The sequence below is a fragment of the Solidesulfovibrio sp. genome (genome assembly GCF_029978005.1).
Taxonomy (GTDB): domain Bacteria; phylum Desulfobacterota; class Desulfovibrionia; order Desulfovibrionales; family Desulfovibrionaceae; genus Solidesulfovibrio.
The window spans coordinates 1-25,806 of record NZ_JARKOZ010000023.1; the positions used below are offsets into that span (position 1 = coordinate 1).

The 25,806-nt window shown below is 65.4% G+C and carries 20 protein-coding genes and 1 tRNA gene; 11 read left to right on the plus strand and 10 right to left on the minus strand.

Going from position 1 to position 25,806, the window contains the following annotated elements; genetic code table 11:
* The first annotated feature begins 77 nt into the window (after window positions 1-77).
* From Q1K70_RS02530 to Q1K70_RS02550, 5 genes are all read left to right on the plus strand, one after another.
* Window positions 78-437, plus strand: a complete 360-nt coding sequence (locus Q1K70_RS02530) for a cupin domain-containing protein (protein ID WP_300155315.1) — start codon at window positions 78-80, stop codon at window positions 435-437.
* Between the two features lie 147 nt (window positions 438-584).
* Entirely contained in the window at window positions 585-1,127 is a 543-nt protein-coding gene (gene tadA / locus Q1K70_RS02535; RefSeq protein WP_300155318.1) for a tRNA adenosine(34) deaminase TadA, read from the plus strand.
* Between the two features lie 63 nt (window positions 1,128-1,190).
* Window positions 1,191-1,284: transfer RNA gene (locus Q1K70_RS02540), tRNA-Ser, on the plus strand.
* Entirely contained in the window at window positions 1,257-1,865 is a 609-nt protein-coding gene (locus Q1K70_RS02545; RefSeq protein WP_300155321.1) for a hypothetical protein, read from the plus strand. Before Q1K70_RS02540 ends, Q1K70_RS02545 begins: the two co-directional genes overlap by 28 nt.
* Window positions 1,762-3,531: a methyl-accepting chemotaxis protein gene (locus Q1K70_RS02550; RefSeq protein WP_300155367.1), complete on the plus strand. Its 1,770-nt coding sequence runs from the start codon at window positions 1,762-1,764 to the stop codon at window positions 3,529-3,531. Before Q1K70_RS02545 ends, Q1K70_RS02550 begins: the two co-directional genes overlap by 104 nt.
* A 177-nt stretch (window positions 3,532-3,708) precedes the next feature.
* Here Q1K70_RS02550 and Q1K70_RS02555 read toward each other — a convergent pair whose 3' ends face one another.
* From Q1K70_RS02555 to hpdB, 5 genes are all read right to left on the minus strand, one after another.
* Entirely contained in the window at window positions 3,709-4,407 is a 699-nt protein-coding gene (locus Q1K70_RS02555; RefSeq protein WP_300155324.1) for a class I SAM-dependent methyltransferase, read from the minus strand.
* A gap of 494 nt (window positions 4,408-4,901) precedes the next feature.
* Window positions 4,902-5,849 (minus strand): glycyl-radical enzyme activating protein, encoded by a 948-nt coding sequence (locus Q1K70_RS02560; protein WP_300155327.1) that lies wholly within the window; start codon window positions 5,847-5,849, stop codon window positions 4,902-4,904.
* 166 nt (window positions 5,850-6,015) lie between these two features.
* Window positions 6,016-7,317 carry an MFS transporter gene (locus Q1K70_RS02565; RefSeq protein ID WP_300155331.1) on the minus strand — a complete coding sequence of 434 codons (1,302 nt, stop codon included), beginning with the start codon at window positions 7,315-7,317 and terminating at the stop codon, window positions 6,016-6,018.
* A gap of 78 nt (window positions 7,318-7,395) precedes the next feature.
* Complete coding sequence (gene hpdC / locus Q1K70_RS02570) at window positions 7,396-7,653, minus strand: 4-hydroxyphenylacetate decarboxylase small subunit (protein ID WP_300155334.1); 258 nt, start codon at window positions 7,651-7,653, stop codon at window positions 7,396-7,398.
* Window positions 7,654-7,655: 2 nt separating this feature from the next.
* Window positions 7,656-10,370, minus strand: a complete 2,715-nt coding sequence (gene hpdB, locus Q1K70_RS02575; protein WP_300155337.1) for a 4-hydroxyphenylacetate decarboxylase large subunit — start codon at window positions 10,368-10,370, stop codon at window positions 7,656-7,658.
* A gap of 384 nt (window positions 10,371-10,754) precedes the next feature.
* Between hpdB and Q1K70_RS02580 the strand changes: the two genes are divergently transcribed.
* Entirely contained in the window at window positions 10,755-12,332 is a 1,578-nt protein-coding gene (locus Q1K70_RS02580) for a sigma 54-interacting transcriptional regulator (protein WP_300155339.1), read from the plus strand.
* A 36-nt stretch (window positions 12,333-12,368) separates the two neighbouring features.
* Here the strand turns inward: Q1K70_RS02580 and Q1K70_RS02585 are convergent, their stop codons facing one another.
* The 3 genes from Q1K70_RS02585 to Q1K70_RS02595 all read right to left on the minus strand — a co-directional run bounded on the left by Q1K70_RS02585 (window position 12,369) and on the right by Q1K70_RS02595 (window position 16,313).
* Window positions 12,369-13,229 (minus strand): hypothetical protein, encoded by an 861-nt coding sequence (locus tag Q1K70_RS02585; protein WP_300155342.1) that lies wholly within the window; start codon window positions 13,227-13,229, stop codon window positions 12,369-12,371.
* 12 nt (window positions 13,230-13,241) lie between these two features.
* Entirely contained in the window at window positions 13,242-14,534 is a 1,293-nt protein-coding gene (locus Q1K70_RS02590; protein WP_300155345.1) for a phenylacetate--CoA ligase, read from the minus strand.
* Between the two features lie 270 nt (window positions 14,535-14,804).
* Entirely contained in the window at window positions 14,805-16,313 is a 1,509-nt protein-coding gene (locus Q1K70_RS02595) for an outer membrane homotrimeric porin (RefSeq protein WP_300155347.1), read from the minus strand.
* 872 nt (window positions 16,314-17,185) lie between these two features.
* Here Q1K70_RS02595 and Q1K70_RS02600 point away from each other — a divergent pair.
* From Q1K70_RS02600 to Q1K70_RS02620, 5 genes are all read left to right on the plus strand, one after another.
* On the plus strand, window positions 17,186-17,959 hold the full coding sequence (locus Q1K70_RS02600) for an SGNH/GDSL hydrolase family protein (protein WP_300155370.1): 774 nt from the start codon (window positions 17,186-17,188) through the stop codon (window positions 17,957-17,959).
* The gene (locus Q1K70_RS02605) at window positions 17,931-18,476 is read left to right on the plus strand and encodes a DUF4125 family protein (protein WP_300155350.1); all 546 of its coding nucleotides are present in this window, start codon (window positions 17,931-17,933) and stop codon (window positions 18,474-18,476) included. Before Q1K70_RS02600 ends, Q1K70_RS02605 begins: the two co-directional genes overlap by 29 nt.
* Before the next feature lie 59 nt (window positions 18,477-18,535).
* Entirely contained in the window at window positions 18,536-19,132 is a 597-nt protein-coding gene (locus tag Q1K70_RS02610) for a DUF4125 family protein (protein WP_300155351.1), read from the plus strand.
* 84 nt (window positions 19,133-19,216) lie between these two features.
* A complete protein-coding gene (locus Q1K70_RS02615) occupies window positions 19,217-20,275 on the plus strand; it encodes an NAD(P)/FAD-dependent oxidoreductase (RefSeq protein ID WP_300155354.1) in 1,059 nt (352 codons plus the stop codon).
* Between the two features lie 243 nt (window positions 20,276-20,518).
* A complete protein-coding gene (locus Q1K70_RS02620) occupies window positions 20,519-22,297 on the plus strand; it encodes a HAMP domain-containing methyl-accepting chemotaxis protein (protein ID WP_300155357.1) in 1,779 nt (592 codons plus the stop codon).
* Window positions 22,298-22,442: 145 nt separating this feature from the next.
* On the opposite strand, the gene Q1K70_RS02625 is transcribed toward Q1K70_RS02620, so the two are convergent.
* On the minus strand, window positions 22,443-24,014 hold the full coding sequence (locus tag Q1K70_RS02625) for a class I adenylate-forming enzyme family protein (protein WP_300155359.1): 1,572 nt from the start codon (window positions 24,012-24,014) through the stop codon (window positions 22,443-22,445).
* A 42-nt stretch (window positions 24,015-24,056) separates the two neighbouring features.
* Complete coding sequence (locus tag Q1K70_RS02630) at window positions 24,057-25,727, minus strand: sigma 54-interacting transcriptional regulator (RefSeq protein ID WP_300155362.1); 1,671 nt, start codon at window positions 25,725-25,727, stop codon at window positions 24,057-24,059.
* Window positions 25,728-25,806: the final 79 nt, after the last annotated feature.

Consider the following 25,806-nt stretch of genomic DNA (forward strand, 5'->3'; position numbering starts at 1 on the left):
GCTTTTTTTTGGGGGGCCACGACACGAGGCCGCCATAACGCGCGGACAACCGACGAAGCTTTCCTTGGGAGAACGCCGTGGACAAAATCAACCTGGCGGAGAAGCTGAAGCTCTTTGAAGAATACTGGAATCCGAAGATCATCGGCGAATGCAACGACGCCCACCTCAAGCTGGCCAAGCTCAAGGGAATCTTCGACTGGCACCACCACGAAAACGAGGACGAGCTTTTTTTCGTGATCAAGGGGCATCTGACCATCCACTTCCGCGACCGGTCGCTCCAGCTCGATCCCGGGGAACTCGTGGTCATCCCCAAGGGCACCGAGCACTGTCCGGAAGCGCCTCAAGAAGTGCATGTCCTGCTCATCGAACCCAAGGGGACGCTCAATACCGGCAACGTGGTGACGGACAAGACGCGACCCAGCCTCGAGCGGATCTAGGCCACCCGTAACAGGCCCTCTGCGGCAACAGGTGAACGCCTCCCCCGCGGCATCGGCCAGTCTCGTCGGCGTGGCGAGCGCATCCGAGTCCGCCGGTCGCCGGGCGCGTCGCCCCGCTCCGCCCTTTTCATCGCATCGAGGAAACCCATGGCCCTGCAACCGGCCCGCCGATACCACGCCGACGATTGCGACGCGCCCGCCCCGCCGCCGGGTTTTTCCGGCTTCGAGGCGGTGATGGAGCTGGCCCTGGCCAAGGCCCGGGAAGCGGCGGCGGCCGGGGAAGCGCCGGTCGGCGCGGCGGTGCTCGCGGCGACCGGCGAAGTGCTCGGCGCGGCCGGCAACGCGCCCATCGGCAGGGCCGACCCCACGGCCCACGCCGAAATCCTGGCCCTGCGACAGGCGGCCAAGGCCGTCGGCAACTACCGGCTGCCGGGCGCGATCCTGGCCGTGACGCTCGAACCCTGCCTCATGTGCCTGGGGGCCATGATCCACGCCCGAGTGGGACTCCTCGTCTACGGCGCGTCCGATCCGCGCACCGGGGCGATATCGTCCCGATTGCCCGGGCCGGACCTGCCCTTTTTCAACCACCGTTTCGACGTGGTGTCCGGCGTGCTGGAAACGGCCTGCGGCGACCTTTTGCGGGACTTCTTCCGGGAACGCCGCCGCCGCGGCGAGGACGCGGGCGCATAAAACGCTTGCCAAGCCCCCTTTCCATGTATATTCTTCCAAATTCCTTCCGGGTCTTTCTCGTGCGGAGAGGTACCGAAGTGGTCGTAACGGGCCCGACTCGAAATCGGGTTGCGGGTTAATAGCCTGCACGTGGGTTCGAATCCCACCCTCTCCGCCAATCAAGACTTTCAGCTGGTCACCTCCTTTCGCGGCGGTCATCCCGTCACCCTCGTGGTCACCCAGGCCATCGCGGGCGACGCTGCCCATGGTCCTGCGCTGCAAGGCATTTTCAAGCAGGCGCTTGCCCTTGTGTTGCCGCCCGTGTCTCTTCTTTCGGATCAAATGGACGGTTCTGCCCACGCTTTCCTTTTCTTCACTTCCCTGCGCCAACACCGCACCAGTCTCAGGCGCCGCGGCGAGTCACAAAAGGCCCGTGGCCCGCTCCCAAACCGACACCATTACACGGCCGACATGAAAAAAACGGTTGCACACCGGGCACAGCTATGTGATATTGTTCATATTGAGGTTCCATCCTCTTCATACTTTCGCCTGGCCAGGGCATGGTTGATATTGAAACCATTTTTCACAACTGCATACCGCAACAGGAGAGCTCCCCATGAAGTTATCAACCAAACTCATTCTGTCGTTATCGCTGTTGCTCTGCCTGTCCATCGTCATTGGAGTGCTCTCTATAAACATGATGTCTTCCATCAACAAAAATACAAACGAGCTGGCCACCAACTGGTTGCCGACGATTAAAGTCGTTGGCGAATTGAATGACTTGTTAAGCCAATTCAGGCGGCGGGAATTGCTCCATGTCATAACAACCAATGAATCCGACATGCGTGCCAATGAACAGATGTTGTCTCAACTTTCCCAAGCTGTTTCCAACAAGATGAAAGAATACGAACCCCTCATAACGGAACCAGGGGAGCGCGAGAATTATCCGAAATTTCAGGTGGCGTGGGACAAATTCATCGTCCTTCACAAGAAGATACTTGCCCTTTCAATGCAAAACGACAACGCCTCGGCCGCCAAGCTCGCCAGCGGCGAATCTGACGCCGTTTTCCGGGAAGCTTCGCGCCTGCTTTCCACCATCATCACCATCAACGACCGCGGGGGCAAGGACAGCGCGGCCAAGGCGCTGGCCACGTACGAATCGGGCAGGACCATCATCGTCATCGTCTTGTGCGTCGCGGTCGTATGCGGGGCCGTCATCTCCTGGCTGCTGACCCGCAACATCCTCGGCCAGCTCGGCGAAGACCCGGGCTACCTGCTCGCCGTGGCCACGGAAATCGCCGGCGGCAACCTCAACGTCGCCTTCAAGCCGGTTCGGGGCAGCGGCGGCGTGTATGCCGTCCTGGTCAAGATGGTCAACAACCTCAAGGACAAGATCGCCGAGGCGGAGACGAAATCCCAGGATGCCGCCAAGGAGGCCGAGACGGCCCGCCAAGCCACCGCCCTGGCCGAGCAAGCCACGAAGAAGGCCGAACAGGCCAAGGCCGAAGGGATGCTGCAAGCCGCCCAACAGCTCGAGTCCATCGTGGAAATCGTGACTTCGGCGTCGCAGCAACTGTCCGCGCAGATCGAACAGTCGAGCCACGGGGCCGAGGAACAAGCCCACCGCATCGGGGAAACCGCCACCTCCATGGAAGAGATGAACGCCACCGTTCTCGAGGTCGCCAAGAACGCCTCCAGCGCCGCCTCCACGGCCGACCAGGCCAAGGTGAAGGCCGAGGAAGGGGCCAAGGTCGTGACCCAGGTCGTCCAGGGCATCGGCGAGGTGCAGCAGCAGTCCCACGAGATGAAGACCGACATGGGCAACCTCGGCCGGCAGGCCGAGGGGATCGGGCAGATCCTCAACGTCATCTCGGACATCGCTGACCAGACCAACCTGCTGGCCTTAAACGCCGCCATCGAGGCGGCCCGGGCCGGCGAGGCCGGACGCGGCTTCGCCGTGGTGGCCGACGAGGTCAGAAAGCTGGCCGAAAAGACCATGACCGCCACCAAGGAGGTCGGCGACGCCATCCGCGGCATCCAGGACGGCACGAAGAAGAACATCGACAACGTCGAGCGCTCCGGCAGGACCATCGAGGAGGTCACCAAACTCGCCAACGCCTCGGGCGAATCCCTGCACCAGATCGTTTCCCTGGCCGAGGTGACCACGGACCAGGTGCGTTCCATCGCCACGGCTTCCGAGGAACAGTCCTCGGCCAGCGAGGAGATCAACCGCAGCCTCGAGGACGTCAACCGCGTGTCCACGGAGACGACCGACGCCATGCGCCAGTCGGCCCAGGCCGTGGGCGAGCTGGCCAACCAGGCCCAGATCCTCAAGAAGTTGATCGACGACATGAAATCCGAAGGCTCCGCCTCCACGGCGCTCCCGGCCGGGAACCGCGCGCTGGCCCTCTCCAGGGCCCGTTAGTATCGCGTCCGGCGAGGCCCACGTCCGTCGGCGATCCGAGGCGCGCGGGCCTTGCGTGGGAGACGACCGAACCGGTCGAAGGGACGAGCCTCGCCCCGCTTGCGAGAAAGCCCGCATCCTCCCCGCACGGGGAAGGCGCGGGCTTTCCTTTTGGGGTTGCCGGCCGCGCCGGAAGGCTCAGAGGCCGGCGTCGCGGGTCACGGCGCGCAGCGAACCCACGGAAAGCGCTTCCCGGTATTCGCCCCGGCTAAGCAGTTCCTCGTAGTAGCGCGTCACGCCGTCGAAGATCTCGATGTCGTGGAAGACGGCCAGCCCCTGGGGCGCGAGCCAGCGCGACCAGGATTCGAAGTCCTGGCGGGAGGCCTCGTAGGAGTGATCGCCGTCGATGAACAGCAGGCGCACCGGGTGGCTCCAGCCGGCCACGGCCTCGGCCGAGGACAGGCGGAGGGGCCTGACCCAGTCGTCCAGGCCCGCCTTCTTGAGGTTTTCCCCGAACACGTCGAACAGGTCCCCGCGCAGCACGTGGGCGGACTCGTTGGCCCCCCCGCTCCGGTGCTCCGGAGAGCCCCGGAAATGGTCGACGGCGACGATTTTTTCCCGGTGCGCCCGCTTCGCCCCCTTGGCGAGGTAGCAGGTCGACCGGCCGGCGTAGCTGCCTATCTCGACGATGCTGCCCACGCCCGGCCCGAATTCGGCCAGAAGCAGCAGGGCGTAGCCTTCGATGGGATCGAGGAAACCGTCGATGGAAGAAAACGCGTCGGCAAGCAGCCAATAGTCGGTGGCCGCCGCCAGGCGCGGCAGGATGGCCTCGAACTCCCTGCCCGCCCCGACGCTCCTGCCCTGCTCCGCCGGGTCGGCGGTCCGCTTGTCGCCCATCGCTTTTCCCGAAGCCTGCCGCGCGTCCCTGCGCGGGTCGAAGTCGCATGAAAGTGGATCCAGGCGGGGAAACAAGCACCGCGCAGGGTCGGTCGGTCGCGTCGCGACGCCCGGGGCGCGCCTCGGACCGATTGGCTATGGCTTTTTCTTTGAGCCAGCGCCGCCGGCAAGTCAATCACCGGCATCATGGTCTCCGAAAAGATCCGGGCAGGGCACGGCAGCCTGGACCCGCGCGCCACCGGGCGGGGCAACGCCGCCGGGAATGGGCGGGCCGATGCAGGCGGTCGCTGCGTTTTCGGCCTGACGAAGCTTTCTCCTCGCCGTCAACGTCAATGCCGGCCCTGGCCTGCGGGCGTTTTGCCAGGCGATCCCGGTCCCGGCCCCGCTCAAGCGCCGCTGCCGGTCTCTCCTCGCCTTCCACCCCGTCGGGCCGCCGCAAAAAGCGTCGTGCCTTCTGTGGCGGCGCCGGCTCCGGGGGCAGGCGGCGCGCCTTGTCAGAAAGGCGTTTCCCAGCCGACGAGGCAGAACACGTCGCGGCTTTGCACCATGTCCTTGAGGCGCTGCATGGTCTCATCCGTGGGCGATTCCTGGTTTTCCAGGTCGTAGGTGCGGCCGAGTTGGCGGTACTTCGATTCGCCGAGCCGGTGGAAAGGCAGGATGTTCACGGCGTCCAGGCCGATGCGCTTGATGAAGTCGACCGTGGCCATGAGGTTCTCTTCCGAGTCGTTGCGCCCGGGGATGACCGGGATGCGCGGCATGATGACGCCGTCCCAGTCCGCCTTGGCCAGTGCCTCGATGTTGTGAAGAATCAGGGTGTTGTCGCGTCCGGTCAGTTCCTTGTGCACGGTCGGGGCCATGTGCTTGATGTCCGTGAAGACCCAGTCCACGTAGCGCAGCACGTCGAGATAATAGTCGGTGGGCAGGCAGGAGGTCGTTTCCACGCAGGTGTGCATTTCGAGCTTCTTGCACTGCCGCAGCAGGTTGCCCATGAACGCCTGTTGCATGAGGGGTTCGCCGCCGCTGAAGGAGACGCCGCCGTTGCTTCCCCAGAACTGCCGGTCGCGCTTGAGGATGCGCAGCACTTCCTCGATGGGATAGTATTTGCCGCTTTCGACCACGGCCTCGTTGAGGCAGGCCTGCACGCAGGCATGGGTCTGGCAGGCGTCGCACACGGCCCGGTCGAACGTGAGCTTGCCGTCCACGACCCGGACCGAGCCGGTGGGACAGGCGGCCAGGCAGTCGCCGCAACACTTGCACTTGCTTTGCCGGTACATGACGACCGGACGGGCAAAAAGCCCTTCTGGATTGCAGCACCAGGAACAGCGCAAAGGACATCCGTTGAGGAAAACGGTCGTGCGCGTGCCGGGGCCGTCATGGACGGAATGCCCCTGGATGTCGAAGATCAGTCCCGTGTCCGCAGTATGGCCTTGGCGCGTAAGCATGACGGCATCCTTTTGTTTGGCCTCCCCGTCGGCCGGGAAACGCAGCGGCGCTGCGCTTCCCGGCCGGCCGGTTCGACCTGCATGTCTCGTTGTCAAAGCCGCTCGGGCGCTCCGCCGGAACGGCTCGGCATTCTCAACAACAGTGGACCATTCTTCGCGCAGAGCCCTAGGCCGTCGCAGCGTCCTGCGCCTTAAGGCGCGCTTCGTGCTTCTCCATGGACAAGGGCAGGCTCGCGCCGAAGCAGGACGACACCACGAACGCGCCCAAAGCGAAGACGATGGAGTAGAAGTAGCTGCCGGTCGTGTCCTTCATGTAGCCGCCGACCAGCGGGCCGACGAAGGGGCCGATGCCCATGACGATCATGGTGCCAAGCCCCCAGATCTTGCCGAGCGTGGCCCGGCCGTAGACCGCGCCCAGGTAGCCCACGACCCCGCCGGGGACGATGGCCCAGTAGATCGCGAACAGCACGCAGGAGACGAAGCCGAGGACGATGGACTGGCTTCCCTGCAGGACGAGCAGCAGGCAGGCGACGGCCCCGACCAGCGGGCCGAAGATGAGCATCTTCTTGCGGCCCAGGGATTCGCAGCTGGAGCGCTGCACCACCTTGTCCGCCACGATGCCCATGCCGGGCATGGAGAAGATGCCGACCACGCCGATGATGACGTAGAGGTTGGTGGCGCTCGAAAGCGTCATGCCGAGGTCGGCGGTCCAGTAGCTGACCACCTGCGTCCAGATCAGGAACTCGCCGAGCATGCTGGTCAGGAAAGTCAGGATGGCTCCCCAGATGGGATACGTCCCGTAGGCCTCGCGCAGGTTCCAGACCCGGGGCGCGGCCGCGCCGGGGGCCTGGGGCGCCTCGCCGAAGGGCTTGAAGCCGTAGCCCTCGGGGCTTTTCTTGGCCAGCAGCGCGGCCAGAAGCAGGCAGGCCAGCACCAGCACGCCGAGCAGTTCCATGGCCCCGCGCCAGGCGTCCCCCTGGGCGCTGGACAGGGATCTCTTGACGAAAAGGCTCATGACCACCTGGGCCATGGGACCGCCGGCGAAGGCGAAGCCCCACATGGTGGCGTAGCTTTTGCCCACGTACCACTTGCGCACGGAAACGGTGGAGGTCACCCACAGCATGCCCGTGGCCACGCCGGCCAGGATGCCGTAGGCGGCGAAGTAGGCGTAGAGCGTGTGCACCTGCGCCGTGACGTAAAAGCCCGCCGCGCCGAAGATCGCGCCGACCAGGTACACGAGCTTGGCTCCCCACTTGTCGAGGATGAGCCCCGAGAAGAAGGCGGCGATGGCGTAGCACATCATCATGAAGGAATAGCCCAGGGTCACTTCCGCCTGGGACCAGCCCATGTCGGCGCTCATGGGCACCTTGAGGATGGAAAACGTGGCCCGGTATCCGAAAAGGCAAAACACGGCCAGCCAGGATGCGGCCACAACCGACCAGCCGTAAAGCCGTTTGTTCTCTTCCATGATTCACCCCCGCAATGACGTCCGGTTGCGATGCGACAGGCCCGGCCGGGAGCGGACTCCCGGCCGGGCGTTTCGGAATCAGTCGGCGTAGACTTCGCAGGTCACCGCGATCATGTCGCCGTAGGCCATGAACTTGGGCTCCATGGTGCTGACGGCGCACACGCCCATGTTGGTGGCTTCTTCCTGGTAGTTCTTGCAGAACTTGCACTTGGGCAGCTTGGTGTAGCCGGCCGGCGCATTGGCGTCGGCCTGCACCATCTTGCCCGTCAGGCGGTCGAGGCCTTTATCCGCATCCACGGGAACGAATTCGCGGGTGTCACGATAGGCGAGCGTCATGGCTATATCCCCTCATATTCTGTTCTGGCGATGAGTTCGTCCTGGACGGACTTGCCGATTTCCACCCAGTACTGGGTGAAGCCGGCCACACGGACCATCAGTTCGCGGTATTCCTGGGGCTTTTCCTGGGCGTCACGCAGCATTTTGGTGTCCACGACGTTGTACTGCACATGGAAGCCGCCCTTGCGCATGTAGGCGCGGGACAGGTCCAGGAGCTTCTTCGCCCCTTCCGGGCCGCGGATGGCGCTGGGGTGGATCTTGATGTTGAGCTGGGAATTCTGGGAGTGGGAGTGGTCCCAGACCGTGGCCGAGTTCATGAGCGCGAAGGGGCCGTTGCGGTCCGTGCCCGGATAGGCGGACAGGGAGGCGTCGGCGAAGGTCGTGCCGCTCAAGCGTCCGTCGGGCGTGGCCCGGCAGGCCGAGCCCATGGCGCCGTGGGTGGAGACGGAGATCTGGCAGGGATACATGGGATGCCCGTAGAGGGACTTGTAGTCCTTGCAGTCTTCGCAGAAGTACTCTTCCCACTCGCGCAGGATCTCGTCGGCGTAGGGGTCGTCGTTGCCGTACTTGGGCGCCTGGAGCAGCATAAAGTGGAGCTTGTCCCACTTGCGGTCGTCGTCCTCGCGCTTCTGCTGGTCGGCGATGGAGAACGAGTTGATCTCGTGGGCGTCCTTGAAGCCGAAGTTGTCGAGGATGGCCGCCTTGATGTCGGCCAGGCTGGCCTTCTTGTCGTCGTAGACGATCTTTTTGAGGGCGGCCAAGGAGTTGACCATGTTGGCCGTGCCCGCGGACTCGACGTTGAAGGTGGCGTTGTAGCGGTAGCCGAGCTCGTTGATGAGGTGGCCCTTGCTCAGGCAATCGGGCTTGAGCAGGGAGTTGAACACGGCCATGTTGTTCTTGCGCCAGATGTCGTGCTGGATGTTGTTGGCCTTCTCCAGCGCGTGGCACATGATTTCCCAATAGTTCTTGAACTCGGTCCACAGTTCCTCGTAGGTGGCGAGGGACTTGTTGTGCGGCGGCACGACCTGTTCCTTGGTCCGCTGATCCTGGCCGTTGAAGAGGGTGAGCTCCAGGATCTTGGGCAGGGACATGAAGTGGATGCCGACGCTGGTGGGCTGGCCGGCCCCGCCGGGGATCATGTATTCCTTGCCGTTCAGGTGCAGGGGCAGCCAGCAGCAAGGAGAGGACTCCAGGCAGCCGCCGATGGCCCAGGCCGTGGCTTCCTGCGGGGTCATGCCCTCGGGACCGTACTGGGCGCACATGAACTTGATGGCGATCTCGTTGTTCATGAAGGCCGGGTAGCCGCAGCCGGTCTTGATGACCTTGGTGGCCAGGAGCAGGAAGTCCTCGGGCAGCTTCTCGTCGTAAAGGAGCGCAATGGTGGACTGGGGCATGGGGTTGGTCATGCCGGCCTGGAGGATCAGGTATTCCAGCCTGTTGGCCGCGGACTGTCCCTTGGCGTTGAGGCCGCCCACGGACAGCGTGTTGAAGGTGTTGCCGGAAAGCACGCCGCCGACCACGCCGCAGGAGGCGAAGCAGTCGATGGAGGTCTTGACCACGCGGTCGAGCTCGCACAGCTCCAGGACCTCGTCCTCGGTGATGCGGCCGGCGGCGACGTCCTGCTCGAAATAGGGATACAGGACCTGGCCGATGCGGCCCGGGGACATGCCGGAGATGGCGTCCTCGTTGAGCACGCCCAGATGGATGGTCTCGATCATCTGGAAGGCTTCGTAGAAGGTGCGCGGCGGGTTGTGGGCGATCCACTCCAGGCAGGCGGCGATCTCGCCGTATTCCTTCTTCTGGACGGCGTCCTTCTCGATGGCTTCCAGGCGGCGGGCTTCCTTGGCGTAGTTGAGAATCCAGGCCTGGATGCCTTCGAGCACCAGGATCACGGCCTCGTAGTTGTACAGGCGGTTGGTGCCGACCATGCCGTCGCCGTCGGCGTTGCCGGCCACCTTGTCGCGCAGCTCCGTGGCCATCTTGATCAGGCCGTCGAAGCCGTATTCCAGGGGATAGTAGTAGTTGATGACTTCGCGGCCCTGGGGCAGCGTGTAGCCGGAATCGAACATGCACACGATGTTGCGCATGCACTTTTCCTTGACGTCGTAGTCCGGGCACTTCTGCTCGTACTTGTGGCCGAGGTCGTCCACGGACTTGCCGACCCACATCTTGGCGAGCTTGAGCAGGGCCGGGACTTCCTCCTGGCGCATGCCGAACTTGCCGGCGATGGAGACGATCTTGTTGAAGCTCTTGACGACGTTGCCGCCGCCGGAACCGAACTTGGAGTGTTCGTCGGCCGAGGTGGAGCCGCGCTTGAGGGCGTCCTGGAAGAGCTCGTCCTCCTTGGCCACGTAGAAGCCCTCGGACAGCCAGGGCATGGGGAAGGAGCCGCGGAAGTAGTGCGCCTTGTGCATGACCAGCTTTTCACCGGGATAGATGACCGGCGTGAGGTGGGAGAAGGCGGTCTTCAGCGCCCGGGCCCGCCGCACGACCGGGATCTCCGAATCGTGGGCCATGTATTCCCTGGTGTACCAATAGGGAAATTCGTTGTTGGCCGTGGACAGGGTCTGCATGAAGATGTTTTTGAGCTTTTCGACTCTGGGATGGGGCTCGGGCTTGATTTCACGGTCAACGATCGTTTCGGGGGCGCGCCCGCACGCTTCGAAGTCCATGGAGATGCCGGCATCCGCCAAGACCTGTTTGAATGTTCTGGCCATGAGGTCCTCCATTAAGGGTTGTTGCAGCGTAACCTTCATCATTTCAGAACAATTCTTGCATTTACACAGAGCATGCCAACCCCTGAAAACCAACGACAACGCTTGACAACTCAATGAAATTTATTGTTTTTTTGAAAAAGCCAAAGGCCCGGAAAAATGCAATCTGTAATGCCCCATGACAGGCCCCCGCAGACAAACAGGGCCCAAGGCCGCAGACGGCGGCGAGGCGAGAGAGACAAGCGAGCATCCACGCCGTTTGCAGCCCAACAAACGAACGGCGGCGACGCGAATGCCAAGCATGACACCGTTGGAATGGGATTGTCACCGAACGTGACAGGGGTGGCTCAACTCCATCAAGGATCGCAGATCAAGAGGAGCATGGGCATGAAATACGACCGCGCGGACACGGCCTGTCTCCCCGCCGCCTGTGGCGAAACCGCAACCCTTCCCGAGCAGCGGGAATCGGAAAAGCTCAAGCTGGACGGCAAGGACCTGGGCGATCCCCGCCTGACGGCGGTGAAGTTCTGCGTCCTCCCCGAAACCGGCTCCACCAGCCACGAGCTAGTCACCGGCATCTTCGCCCACGAGAAGAACTTCGTCGAATTCCTCAAGACCATCATCGACTACTGCGCCTGCGGCCTCCAGGTGGTGAACAAGCAGGGCAAGATCGTCTTCATCAACGAGAGCTTCACGGAAGTGCACGGCGTGCGCGAAGAGGACGTCATCGGCCGCCACGTCACCGACGTCGTGGACAACACCCGCATGCACCTGGTGGCCCAGACCGGCGTGCCCGAGCACGACCGCTACCAGGACATCCGGGGCATTCCCTACGTCGTCTCCCGCATCCCCATCTTCGAGGACGGCGAGTGCATCGGCGCGGTGGGGCTCATCCGCTTCCGCTACATCGACGAGGTGCAAAAGCTCACCGACGACATCAAGCGCCTGCACAAGCAGATCCGCGACCTGCGCAAGGGAAGCAGCCTCTCCTGCGGCACGGAATACACCTTCGACAACATCCTCGGCGTGTCCGAACCCATGCGCCAGACCAAGAGCACCGCCATGCAGGCCGCCTCCACCAACGCCACCGTGCTCCTGCGCGGCGAGTCCGGCGTCGGCAAGGAGGTCTTCGCCCACAGCATCCACAACTACAGCCGGCGGCGCGACGGTCCCTTCATCCGGGTCAACTGCAGCGCCATCCAGGAGACGCTCATCGAATCGGAGCTGTTCGGCTACGAGGAAGGGGCGTTCACCGGCGCGCGCAAGGGCGGCCGCAAGGGCCGGTTCGAGCAGGCCGACGGCGGCACCATCTTTCTGGACGAGATCGGCGACATGCCGCTCACCGCCCAGGTCAAGCTCCTGCGCGTGATCCAGGAGGGCGAGGTGGACCGGCTCGGCAGCGAGAAGCGCAACCAGGTGGACGTGCGCATCATCGCCGCCACCAACCGCAACCTCGAGGACAAGGTGCGCGACGGCAGCTTCCGCGAGGACCTTTTCTACCGTCTCAACGTCATTCCCATCATGATCCCGCCCCTGCGCCACATCCCCGAGGACATCCCCTGGCTGGTCAAAAGCCTCTGGGAAAAGCTCTCCCGCCGCCACGGCATCCACCACAAGCGCCTGTCCCACGCGGCCATGGCGGCCATGCAGATGCTGCCCTGGAAAGGCAACGTGCGCGAGATGCAAAACGTGCTCGAGCGGCTCATGATCATGTGCAAGGTCGACGAGATCGGCGAGGAGGAGCTGCGGCGCGTGCTGCTCCAGGGCGGCGTGTGCTGCGACCTCATGGAGATCGACGGCGAGGACAGCGGCATGACCCTGGACATGCTGGTGGAACGCACCGAGCGCCGCGCCATCCGCTACGCCCTGGCCGTGGGCGAGGGAAACCGTTCGGCCGCGGCCAAACTGCTCGGCATTTCGCGGCCCCTTTTCTACAAGAAGCTGGCCAAATACGGCCTGATGTGAGGCCGGAAACGACGGGCCGCCCCCGAAGGCGGCCCGTCAGAAGAGGAAATCCGGCACGCCGGCCTCGCCGATCTCCAGCACCAGCCCGGCCGTCCAGACCGCGCCGATCTGGACCGTGGCCGGCCCCTCGCCGCCGACGCGCAACCGGGTGAGCCGGCCGCTGTAAAGGCCGAGCCACTGGTCGACCACGGCCAGGCCGGCCAGGTCCCGGCGCGGGCCGTCCTGGCCCAGGGCGAGATAGCCGTCGAAATCCCGGGCCACGGCCGGCGCACCGGAACAGCCTTTGTCCGTGGGCCCGGAAACCGGCAGGTAGGGCATGGCCGGGTCCGGGGCGGCAGCCAGGGCGCAGCCCACGGCCAGAGGCCCGCCGGCGTAGTCCCTCCCCCCCGGGAACCCCAGCACCAGCACGCCGCGCCCGGCCGGCAGGAACATGTCCGCGACCCGGCCGTAGCCGGGGCGCAGGCAAGGCTCGTTGACGCCGACCGCCTCCAGGAAGCTCCCGGGGAGCGCCTCGTCGGCCAGGGCCTCGAGGACGCCGAAATCCAGCACGGCCACGTCGCAGCCGCGCCGGACCTCGGGATCGGGGTGGACGCGAAAAAGGCTGCGGCCGCCGACATAGGCGGGGAAGCGGCCGACGGGCGCGCCGCCGAGATGGATCTCGAAGGAAAGGGGCCTGGGGGGCTGCCCCCCCAGAAAACGCTCCTGCGGGGTCAGCCCGCCGGACAGGTTGTGGAAGGCCGTGGCCAGGAAACGGCCCCGCCCTCCCCTGGCCAGGAAGGCGGTGGCCACGGCCTTGCCCGCCGCGCCCCGGTCGAGGACCAGCCGGGCCACGCCGGCGGCCGCCGGGTCCGGCCCGGGGCCGGCGGAGAGGGCCGCAGGCGGGCCGGCTTGGGGCATGGTTCGCCTCGCCTACCGGGGCCGGTTGTCCACGACCCGTTTGGCCTTGCCCTCGCTTCGGGGCAGGGTGTTGTGCTCCACCAGCTCCACCTTGGGCGTGACCAGGATTTCGTCGCGAAGGCGCGAGGCGATCTTTTTCTGCAGGGCCGTGAGCACGCGCGTGTCCTCGGCGAAGTGTTCGGCCCGCACTTCCACCTGGACCTTGATCCGGTCCATGGCCCCGTCGTTGTCGAGCACGATCAGGTAGTTCTGGCCGACCTCGGGCAGGGCCATGAGCACCCGTTCGATCTGCATGGGATAGATGTTCACGCCCTTGACGATCATCATGTCGTCGCAGCGGCCGTGGAGCCGGTCGATGCGGCGGTGCTCCCGACCGCAGGGGCAGGGGCCGGGCAGGAAACGGGTCATGTCCCGGGTGCGGTAGCGCACGACCGGCATGCCCCGGCGGCCGAGCGTGGTCATGACCAGTTCGCCGAGCTCCCCGTCGGGCACGGGCTCGCCGGTGTCGGGATCGACGATCTCGGCCAGGTAGGCGTCCTCCCAGAGGTGCATGCCCCGCTGCTCCTGGCACTCGAAGGCCACGCCCGGGCCGTTCATCTCCGAGAGCCCGTAGGAGTTGTAGACCTTCATGTCGAAAAGCTCTTCCAGCCGGCCGCGCGTCTCCTCGGTGTAGGGCTCGGCCCCGACCAGGGCGATGCGCACGGGCAGGGATCTGGGATCGATGCCCATTTCCCTGAGCACGTTGGCCAAGTGCATGGCGTAGGACGGGATGATGTGGATGCCCGTGACCTTGAAGTCCATCAGGAGCTTGATCTGGCGCTGGCTGTTGCCGGCCCCGGCCGGGATGGTCAGGCAGCCGAGCTTTTCCGCGCCGTAGTGGATGCCGAGTCCCCCGGTGAAGAGGCCATAGCCGGACATGTTCTGGAAAACGTCGGTGGGACGAAGCCCCACCATGTGCATGCACCGGGCCATCAGCGACGCCCACCAGTCGAGGTCCTCGCGGGTGTGGTAGATGGCCGTGGGCGTGCCGGTGGTGCCCGAGGAGGCGTGCATGCGCACCATTTCGCCGACGGGCAGGGCGAGCAGCTTGTCGGGGTAGGAGTCGCGCAGATCCTGCTTGGCGGTGAACGGGATGCGGCGGACGTCGTCGAGGGAATGCAACGTATCAGGCGTGATGTGATGCCGTGCGAACAGCGCGCCGTAAAACGGCGAATGGGCCGCCCGGGCCAGGGTGTCCCGCAGCCGGGACAATTGCAGCGCTTCGATTTCCGAACGGGATAATGTCTCCGCAGCGTCGTAATGCATGACCACTCCTTATCGGTTGGCGGAACCGCGCCGCGCGATGCCGCGCCGCCGCAGCGGCCGGGAAAGCGTGGCCGGACGCCTGGAATCGCGTCTCCAGGCGGCAAGAACACCCGAGGTCGTCATGGCTTCGTCTCGTGCGAAAGAACCAGATTCCCTGGAGAAAGTCCAGGCAAGCCCGCGTCCCGTCGGGAACGGACTCCCCCGGAAAAAATGTCGGCCAGTCCCCGCGGGGACCGGCCGACCAACCGAATGCGGCGAGAGGGGTCGCCGTCAATATTTGTAGGTGAAGCCGAGGGCGACCTTCCAGGTCCCGCCCATGTCGTCGGCCTTGTGGACCAGGCGGCGTCCCCAGACGCTCTCCTGGAACTGGCCCTTGGCCCAGCCGGTCTCCATGCGGATCTTGAGGTTCTCGTAGAGGGAGTATTCGCTGTCCAGGTTCAGCGCGAACTCGTGCTCGTTGCTGGTCAGGTCGCGGCCCATGCAGAAATACGGGTTGCTGCCGGCGTAGAGGTCGCCGCCGCCCAGGTAGTAGTTGAGGAAGCGGACGGCCTTGGGCGAGTTGTTGCCGTGGATGTAGGCGAAGGTCAGGGTGTGGGAGAGCTTTTCCACCAAGGAGATGTTCTTGAGCGAGGCGGCCATGCCGTAGGTGCCCACCGGGTCCACGCCCATGTTGGAGTTGCGGGCCAGGACCTGGCCGCCGTCAAAGAGGAACGACCCGCCGCCGGGTCCCCAGGCCGGGCGGTTGTGGGGCATGCGCTCGGAGCCGTTGAGCACCGAAGCGTCCTCGCCGGTTCCCCACCAGGCGAAGAGCTGGGGCGTGAGCAGATCCCAGCCGGTGAATTCCGTGCCGAAGTCGATGAACCAGCCGCCGCGCTTGCTTTTCTTCAGGTCGTTGAAAGCGCCGCCGCCGTACATGACGTCGGCGTAGAAGCGCACCGGATCCAGGGCGCTGACCTCGAAAGCGCCGCCGCCCCAGAAGTACAGGTTCTGGTTGTTCTTCCACTTGGTCGGGGAGATCAGGGTGCCGGCGGACAGGATATCCTCGGCGACCGAAGCCTGGGCGAAGGAGGAGGCATAGGTCGTGTAATAGCCGCTGCCCTTGCCGGCCACACCGACGATGCCCCAGGGCGTGACCTTGAAGCCCGGGGTGGTCACGGGCAGGGTCAGGAAATACCAGTCCATTTCGTCGTCGGACTGGGTGGTGGTGGTGTCGTAGGTGCGGTTGGTGTCGATCATGCGGGCGAAGCCGGCGTTGAGCGTCAGCAGGTCGGGAATGAGCGGCGCGCGCACGGTCAGGGCGGCGGCCGTGTCGTCGAAGATCAGGCTGCCGGAGAAGATCGCGCTTTGGGGCAGGCTCACGTCCTGCAGGCCGGCCGTGACCTCGACGTCGCAGCCCGGCCATTTGAATTGCAGGAAGGCCTGGTAGACGAGGACGCCGGAGGCGTCAGGGTTGGCCGCGGTGTAGGTGCCGGTGCCCCAGGTGTTGTCGATCTTGATGCCCAGGCGAAACTTCACCGCCTCGTTGGCCACGAAATCGGTGCGCACACGCAGGCGTTGCCAGACCTCGAAGGTGTCCTCGGTCTTGGTGCCGGCCTTGGTCCAGGCCGGCGTGTTGGACGTCCAGGCGGCGTCGTTCCAGCCGGTGAAGTTGTGGCCGCTGAAGTAGACGCCGTAGACGCGCGCGTCGCCGACGAACTTCACTTCCGTGGCCGCCCGGGCCGAGCTCCCCGCGCCCCAGAACAGAAGACCGGCAAGGCAGACCAATAAAGCCTTTTTCATAACTCCTTCCCCGTGTTGCAGGTTGATGCGACGTTCACCACAGCCGGCTCCATCGTCGTTGATGGCGCTTTTCGACAAGACACCGCGCCCCGTCCGGCGAAGACGGTCCCTAGCGCGGCGTTTCCTGCAATAATCACAGCTCTGTGCACGCGGCGTGCCGTGACGACGCGGCAAGCGGCTGTGCGCGGCGTCAGGCACTGCGCCCACGGCCGGAAATCCCCATGCCGCCTCCCTTCGCAACGTCCCGAAAAAAAGCGCCGCCGCCCGAAAAGGCGGCGGCAGGCAACTGCCGGCGAGGGGGCTCGACGCGTGGCGGCTCGGCCGGAACGCCCGGCTTGCCCGGCTCCAAAGCAGGGACAGGACAAGCCCTGCGAGGGAACGCGCCGCATCGGGGCGAGGCCTCCGAGCCCAGGCGACGCCTGTTCCTGCTGGGACAGATGTGTCACGAATAGTGTCACATGACGCGACTCCCTGAACAGGTTGAAATAAAAAACATTGTCTCGAAATGTCGCTTGCGGGCAGGGACGGGGCTGTTCCTTCGGTGACAAATGCCCTGCGGGCGTGGCGGGAATAGGCACCGTTCAGAGACGTCGCTCCTGACGGCATGGTTGTTGCTTAACTCTCGGGATCATTGCGAAGACCATACGCCATGCCGGGACAGGCAAGGCAGATGCCTGGACTACGATCCAGGGTCTCTATGTTTTGGGAGAAACCAGCATCATGCATCCGCGCATCGCGACAGCATTCCAGAGAGCATTCCATGCACGGGATCTTTTCCCGCACGCTCTTTTTGCAGGTGTTGCAGCCTGTTCGTTCACGGATGTCGCCGCACTGCCTGGCTTGCCCTGCCCGGCTGCCGGAGGCCGGCCGTGATGCGCCTGGTCGTTGCCGGAGACAGCCTCGGCCTGCCGCGCTTCGCCAGCGGCTCGGACAAGGTCGACCTCTATTATGAGGACACCTACCCCGAACGGCTGCGCCGGCATCTCGTGGCGGCCTCGGGCACGGACGTGATGCTGGTCAACCTGTGCCGTCACGCCCAGACATCGCTGCACCTGGTGCGCGGCCTGGCCACGGACATCTATCTGGTCCGCCCCCAGACGGTGATCGTCCAACTCGGCCTGGCGGACCTGTGGCCCGCCCGCGGGCGGAACACGCCCCCGCCCTTGCCGGACCTGGCCGACAAGGATCCCTGGGTCGACGCGGCCGAATACCGGCGCAACATGGACCTTTTTCTCGGATTTTGCCGCAACGTCATGGACGACGCCCCGCCCCGGGTCGTGCTGGTCAACCTCTGGGCGGCCGGCGCGGGCCAATACGAACGCTACCCCGAGGCCTTGTCCCGGACCCGCCTGTACAACGCCATCCTGAGCGAACTGGCCGCGCGCCACGGCGCGACGCTCTTCGACGCGGCGGCCCTGTGCCGGGAACTCGGCGCGGGGGCCCTGTGCAGCGACGGCATCCACTGGACGCCGCCGGCCTCGGCTCTCCTGGGTCAGGGGCTCGGCGCGCTCGTGCTGCGGCCAGCAGAAACCACCGACACGGCGGCCGCGCCCGCCGATGCCCCCGCAGGGCGGCCCGCAGCCGGCCAAACGCCAACCCCATACACAGGAGTACGCCATGGCGACCCAACGCGAGACCGTGCTTAAAGCCATCATCGACGCCGAACAGGAAATGTTCTGCGCCCTCAACACCGGCGAGGACCAGTCCGAGGCGAGCAAGATCAAGCCCTTCCGCCTCGGCCGCTGGATGAGCTTCTCTGCCCTGTCCGACGATTTCATCGATTCCTACCTGCTCGACCTCATCCAGGCCCGCAGGGACGGACGCAACCTCATGACCGAGAAGTACGCGCTCATGGCCGGGCAGATCCCGACCATCAGCGACGATCCGGCCATCGAGGAGATCGTGGCCGTGGAAAGCGGCTGGATGCTGGAACTGGCCCAAAAATATCCCCACATCATCAGCCACGGCGAGGACAATGCCGCCTATTTCCGGAAATACACGGCCTGCGAACTGCAGACCTATTCGCCCGGCACCCGCGCCCTCATGCACCGCGACGTCGTGGCCGCCCAACTGGCCGGCGTGAACCTGGCCGAGAAGCGTTACGACAATTTCTACTCCCGGATCGGGAAGGGAACCCTGCGGGACCAGGAGGCGGCCGCCTGAGCCGCGGCGAAGGCCCGCCCCCGCATCGGCCATCAGGCGAAACGCACAGGAGGTTCGGCATGCAGCCGCAAGAAGAACGTGAAACCCTCGTCAGGCGCATCATCGCCCTGGAGCAGGAAATGTTCGAGGGAATCAGCACCTTCGAACGCTCCCCCTGCCAGGACAGGCTCAAGACCTTCCGGCTCATGCGCTGGATGACCCACTCCGTGCTGCCGACGGACATCCTGCTGTCCTACCTGGACGACCTCCAGCTGGCCCAGGACGAGGGGCGCAACCTCATGACCGAAAAATACGCCCGCATCGACGACATCCTTCCCCGCGAGGCGGCGTCCAAGGCCGCCATCGACCGGATCGTGGTCGTGGAGGACGCCTGGATGACCGCCGTGCGCCAGGACTTTCCACGCAGCTTTCCCCGCAGCGGCGAGGGCTTCCACGCCTACATCGCCAGCGAGCTGGAAACCTTTTCGCCGCGCACCCTGGCCATGGTCGAGGACTTCGTCGAGACGGCGCGCGCCCAGGGACGCAACCTCGTGCGGGAACGCTACGAAAACCTGTTCCGCCGGCTCGGCTACGCTTCGCTCACGGCCTTCGAGGAAACCGTCCGCAAAGGCGCGCTGTCCAGCCGCGAGGCTGCGCGCGCCCGGCAAGCCGACTGACGGCCGCGACGCCCCAGACGCACACCGGCGGCGACCTTGCGGCACGCGCCCTGCCGCCGCCAGAACATACGAGGAGCTTGCGCCATGCGCCATTACCCCGTCATCGTCATCGGCTCCGGCCCGGCCGGATCGGCCTGCGCCAAGGCCGTCCGGGACTGCGGCACCTATTGCCTGGTCGTGGAGAAGCGAAAGCTGCCCCGGCACAAGACCTGTTCCGGCATCGTCTACGGCCAGTGCCAGGAACTTTTGCTGCGTCATTTCGGCCGGCTGCCGCCCAAGGAGGTTCGCTGCGAACCCGAGTTCCTGCGGGCGGACGACGTGTTCGAGTGCAGGCGCGACGGCAGCCTCGTGCCCTACGTCTGGGAACTGCCCAAGGACGGCAAGGAGTTTCCCCGCGAGTGGATCAACGTCTGGCGCTCCAAGTTCGACCACTGGCTCCTGCGCGAAAGCGGGGCCATGGTCATGGAGCAGACCCGCTTCCTGCGGTTTGACCGCAACGAGAACCTCATCCACGTCTTCCTGCGCCAGACCGACGGCCAGGAACTGGAACTGACCTGCGAATACCTGGTCGGGGCCGAGGGAGCGCTGTCGTCCATCCGCAAGGCCCTGGACCCGGACACGACGTCCGAAGCCAAGTCCTGCATGGCCACCTACGCCTACTATGCCTGCAACGACGCGGGCCGGCTGCAAAACGGCGGCTGGTACGTCTTTCTCGACCCGCAGTTCGGCGACATCATCGGCTGCGTGCACCACAAGGACGACATGCTGGCCTTAAGCGTGGGCGGCTTCACCGGTTCCAAGCTGCCCGCCTGCGAGCAGCGCTTCGTCGATCACCTGCGCAGCGCCTACGGCGTGGCTTTCGGCGAACGCCGCTTCGCCAACGCCTGCTCCAACCGGCTGGCCCCGCCGTTTCTGGGCCAGGACAACATCGTGCTGGCCGGCGACGCGGCGGGGCTGATCTACCTCAACGGCGAGGGCATGAGCGCGGCCATCGATTCCGGCTACCGGGCCGGTCGGGCCATCTGCACCGCCATGGGCAACGGCGACATGAACGCCGCTTCCCGCTACGCCGCCAAATGCGGCGACATCCTGCGACACATGGACTACTGCCGCCAGCACATGCACTTCGTCGTGCCCTGCTGACCGGCCGTATTTCCTCCAACAACCCCTTGCTCCGGATCTCCCGCCTCGCGCATCCCGGCGGGCGATTCCGGGGCAAGGCCTTTTTCGGCTGGGGCGGCGACGGCAGACAGCGGCCGGCTTGCATGGCGACAAGGCCGGCCGTCACGGCCGACGCCGGGCGACAAGGTCGCCCTTTCACGATCACGCGCGGTTGCGCCGCAGGGACGCACGCCGCCGCGGCTTTTCGGCGACAAGGAGCGTGCCATGAAAAACCTTTCCATCCAATGGCGCCTATTGGGCGGCTTCTGCCTGGTCACCCTGGTGGCGGCCGTTCTCGGCGTTTCGAGCGTCAGAGGCTTCCGCGACATCAAGCATTCCATGGACAAGGTGTCCAATGACATCCTGCCGAGCGTCGAGGCCCTGTCCGACATCCGTTTCAACCTCATGGTCATTTTCGGCATCCAAAAGGTCCTGCTCTTCAAGGAGGTGCCTAATCGGGAGGCCTTGTATCGCGACATCGAGGCCGCCCGGAAACGCTACATGGAAGCGGCGGCGAAATACGAAAAGCTGCCCAAAAACGAAGCTGCCGTCGCCCCCTGGAACGATTTCAAGCGCCTGATCGACGAGGCTCGGGACGTGAACCGCCAGACCCTGTCCTCCCTCAAGGATTGGGAAAAGGATCCCAGCCGGGAGGATGCCTACCGGCTGGCCGTGGAATCGGCCCTGACGGGCGCTTCGGACGTGACCATCCACAAGGCCATGGAAGCCCTGTCGCGGGTGATCCAGATCAACGTGGAGGACAGCGCCCGCGAGGAGGTCGCCGCCACCAGGGACGCCGACGACAACGTCCGCCTGGCCGTGACCATGCTCTGCCTGGCCGTGGTCCTGTCCCTGACCTTGGGCGTGGTCATCACCCGCTCCATCGTCAAGCCGCTCAAGGCCGGGGTGCACTATGCCGTGGCCGTTTCCGAGGGTCGGCTGGACGAAACGCTGGGCATCGCCCAGCGCGACGAGGTCGGCGTGCTGGCGGACCGGTTGCGGGCCATGGTCGCCCGGCTCAAGGAAAAGATCAGCGACGCCAACGCCAAGGAACGGCTGGCGGCCGAGGAGACGCAAAAGGCCGTGCAAGCCACGCACGAGGCCGAACAAGCCAAGGGCATGGCCGAACGGGCGCGCCAGGAGGGCATACTGCACGTGGCCCGGCAACTCGGCGACATCGTCGAGCGGCTGTCCTGCGCCTCGGAGGAGCTTTCGTCCCAGATCGAACAGTCGAACCAGGGCACCAGCGCCCAGCGCCGGCGCGTGGAGGAGACGGCAACCTCCATGGAGCAGATGTCGGCCTCGGTCATGGAGGTGGCCAAGAACGCCTCCCTGGCCTCGTCCGTTTCCAGCGCGGCCAAGGACAGCGCGCTTAGGGGCAAGGAAGTGGTGGCCCAGGTCGTGGAGGCCATCGGATCCGTGCGCCGGCAGGCGGAGTCCCTCACCACGACCATGACCCGGCTCGGCGAGCAGGCCGAGGGCATCGGCCGCATCATCACCGTGATTTCCGACATCGCGGACCAGACCAACCTCCTGGCCTTAAACGCCGCCATCGAGGCCGCCCGGGCCGGCGACGCCGGACGCGGCTTCGCCGTGGTGGCCGACGAGGTGCGAAAGCTCGCCGAAAAGACCATGGCCGCCACCCGGGACGTGAGCGAAGCCGTCAGCGGCATCCAGCACGGCACCCGCGAAACCATCGCCAACGCCCGGGCCTCGGCTTCGGACATCCATCATGCGGCCAGCCTGTCCCAGGATTCCGACCAGGCCCTGGACGCCATCGTGACCATGGTGGACCAGGCCTTCGGCCAGGTCCAGTCCATCGCCACGGCGGCCGAGCAGCAGTCCCGGGCCGGCGAGGAAATCAACCAGGCCGTGTCCCAGATCAACCAGATCGCCGTGGAGAACTCCCAGGCCATGGAGCAGTCCTCCCAGGCCGTCATCGACCTGGCCAAGCAGGCGCAGAGCCTGCAGACCGTCATCGAGAACATGCGCGGCGCCGCCTGAACGCCGGGCTGCGGCATGCGTCCCCCCCCCGAGAGGGCAAGGGGCCGGCGTCCGGGAGAGCACCGCGGGCTTTTCCAGCGACGTGCGGCCCCATGGCCCGCTCCGGCGAATCCCCGGCGGGGATTCGCCGGAGCGGGCGGCGGGCCTATTCCCCGTCCTGAAGACGCGGGCCGTAGTGGGTCTTGAGGAAGAACTTGCGGATCTTGCCCGTCAACCCCCGGGGCACGTCGCCGAAAAAGAACAGCGACGGCCGTTTGTGGGCGGGCATGGCCTGGCAGAAGTCCTCCAGGTGCCCCCGGTTGAGCGCATGCCCCGGCTTGGACTGGATCAGCGCGGCCACCACCTGCCCCGCCCCGTCGCCGAGGCCGAACACCGCCGCGTCCTGGATGCGCTGGTGCAGCAGCAGGAAATTCTCGATCTCCACCGGAAAGACGTCGTACTCGCCGACGTGGATGACGTCGTCCTCCCGGTCCACGTACCAGATGAACCCGTCCTCGTCGCGCATGGCGATGTCGCCGGTCAGAAACCAACCGTCGCGCAGGTGCCGTTCGGTGGCTTCGGGGTCGCGGTAGTATTCCCGCATGACGCCGGGCCCCTTGACGATGAGGCGGCCGGCCTTGCCCTGCGGCACCTCGGCCATGGACGCGTCCACGATGCGCACTTCCCAGTCGAAGCCGGGCCGGCCGATGGCCCCGACCTTGTGGAAATTGTTGATGCCGAGCTGGATGCAGCCCGGGCCCGTGGTCTCGGTCAGGCCGTAGGTGGTGTTGTAGAGGTGGTCGGGGAAGATGGAGCGCCATTCGTTGATGAGGCTCGGCGAGATGGGCTGGGCGCCGATGTGCATGAGACGCCACTGTCCCAGGCGATAGGCGGCGAGGTCGATCTTGCCGCCCTCGATCTGGCAGAGGATCTCCTTGGCCAGGGGCACCACGAACCAGACGATGGTCACGCCCTCCTCGGAAATCGCCTCGAAGATGCGCGGCACGTCGGCGCTGTTGAGGATGACGGCCTTGGCCCCCACGATGAAGCCGCCGAACCAGTGCATCACCGCGCCGGCGTGAAAGAGCGGCAGAAGGCACAGGAAGTTGTCGGCATGGGTCTGGCGGTGATGGCTGTTTTCCAGGTAGCAGGCGAATTCCAGGTTGCGGTGGGTCAAAAGCGCCGCCTTGGGACGTCCGGTGGAGCCCGAGGTGAAATACAGCGCGGCGGCGTCGAGGATGCCAAGGGGCACCGGGGGGACAGCCCTGGCCGGCGCGTCCAGGATCGCGCGCAGGTCTTCGGCGAAGTCGGCGACCGGCGCGCCGTTTGGGCCGACCTCGATGCACACTCCCAGCGTCCGGTCGTCCCCCCGCCGCAGCCGTTCGACCAGGGGACGGAACCCGCTGCCGTAGCAGATCGCCGTGGCCCCGGACAGGTTCAGGCAATGGGCCAGGGCCGCGTCGGCGTAGCTGTAGTCCACGGGCACCACCAGACAGCCGGCGCGCAGCACGCCGAAGTACACCGGCAGCCATTCCAGGCAGTTTTCCAAAAGGATCAGGACGCGATCGCCCTTGGCCAGCCCCTTGGCGGCCAGGTGGCCGGCCACGCGGTCGGCCTGCTGGTCGAATTCGCTCCAGGTGATTTCCTTGCGGCGCCCCTCCTTGGGGCAGCGTTCGATGAGGGCGATCTCCTCGGGATACATGCGGGCGTTGCGCGCCAGGATTTCCGTGACCAGCATCGATGTCTCCAGAATGCGGACGAAAGGGCGAGTCCGGGCCGTCTATTCCAGGCCGAGTTCCTTGATTTTCCGAAAAAGCGTCCGCCGGGATATGCCCAAACGGGAAGCCGCCTTGATCTTGTGCCATTTCACTTCGTCGAGGGCGCGTACGATCATCCGTTTCTCGAAGACCTCCACCGCCTTTTGCAGGTCGAGCTCCCCGCCCTCCTCCTCGTCGGCCTTCTCCAGCGAGGCGAGCAGTTCCTGGTCTATGCTGTCGCGCAGGAAGTCGAAGTTTCCGAGCGTCAGGTAGCGGCGGATGGCGTTTTGCAGTTCACGGACGTTGCCCGGCCAGGAATAGCTCATGAGCAGCTCGTAATGGGCCTTGGCCAAGGGCGGCGTCTCCCGCGACTTGCCCAGGGAGGCGGCGAAATGGTCGGCGAGCAGCCGGATGTCGTCGCCGCGCTCCCGCAACGGCGGCAGGAGAATGGGAATGACGTAGATGCGGTAGAAGAAATCCCGGCGGATGAGCCCGGCCTGCACGAGGTCCTTGAGATCCTTGTTGGAGGCGGCGATGATGCGCAGGTTCGGCCGGACGATTTCGCTGCCGCCCACGGGCGAGAAGCCGCCGACCTCCAGGGCGCGCAGGAGCTTGACCTGCATGGCCAGGCTGATTTCGCCGATCTCGTCGAGGAACAGCGTGCCGCCGCTGGCCGACTCGAGATAGCCCTTCTTGTCCTGGGTCGCGCCGGTGAACGCGCCTTTTTTGTGGCCGAAGAACTCGCCTTCGATCAGCGTCTCCGGGATGGCCCCGCAGTTGACCGCGACGTAGGGCCCGCCCTGGCGGCGGCTGTTGGCGTGGATGGCCTGGGCCACCAACTCCTTGCCCGTGCCGGTCTCGCCGTGGACGAACACGCTGTCGTCGGACATGGCCGCCTTGATGATCAGATCGTAGACCTTGTGCATGGCCGGGCTCTGGCCGAGGATCTGGCCGAAGCTCTTGCGGTCGCGAAGGGCCGCGCGCAGAAGCTGGCGCTCGTCGCGCAGCCGCTGCTCGGTCCTTTTGTAGTGGCTCATGTCCGACATGAAGCCTTCGACGGACACCAGCTCCTGGCAGTCCGAAAAGACCCCGCGCCCCCGGTTGAGCACCCACTTCTCCCGGCCCGAGGCGTCGATGATGCGAAACTCGTGCTCGTAGGGCTTCTCGTTGGCGATGGAGGTGTAGAAAGCGCCCAGGGCCTCGGTCTCGTCCTCGGGATGAAAAAGCCCCGACAGCACCGAGAAGGTCTTGTCGCGGAAGTGCTCCTGGGGATAGCCGGTCAGGCCCCGGCAGCCCTCGCTGACGTAGCGGACGGTCCATTTGCCGTCGTTTAAGATCTGGTAGGCCATGCCCGGCGACAGCCCGAGCAGGCGCTTGTGGAAATGGTCGCGGCAGCGGTGCCCGGTGCGGGGATCGCGGTCGAGCAGCAGGCAGACGAGGCCGTCGAAGCTCCCTTCCGAAAGACGCAGGACGTTCGAAAACAGGTAATAGGCCGTCGCCGGCCTATCGGCCAGGTGCACCATCTGGACGTCGGACGCGCCGGCGCAGGACAGCCCCTGGACGGCGTCCGTGCCGTACTGGGCCAACAGCTTGGCGAACAGCTCGCCCGGGGTGAAATCGTCGGCCGTGACGCGCCCGGCGAGCAGTTCGCCGACGTCGCGGCCGAGCGCCGCCGCGGCCGCGACGTCCAGCACACGTTACATGGCGGCATTCCAGGCCAACACCCGCCACGCGTTGTGCAGGGCGAAAAACCCGAGCGGGAGGCCGTCCAAC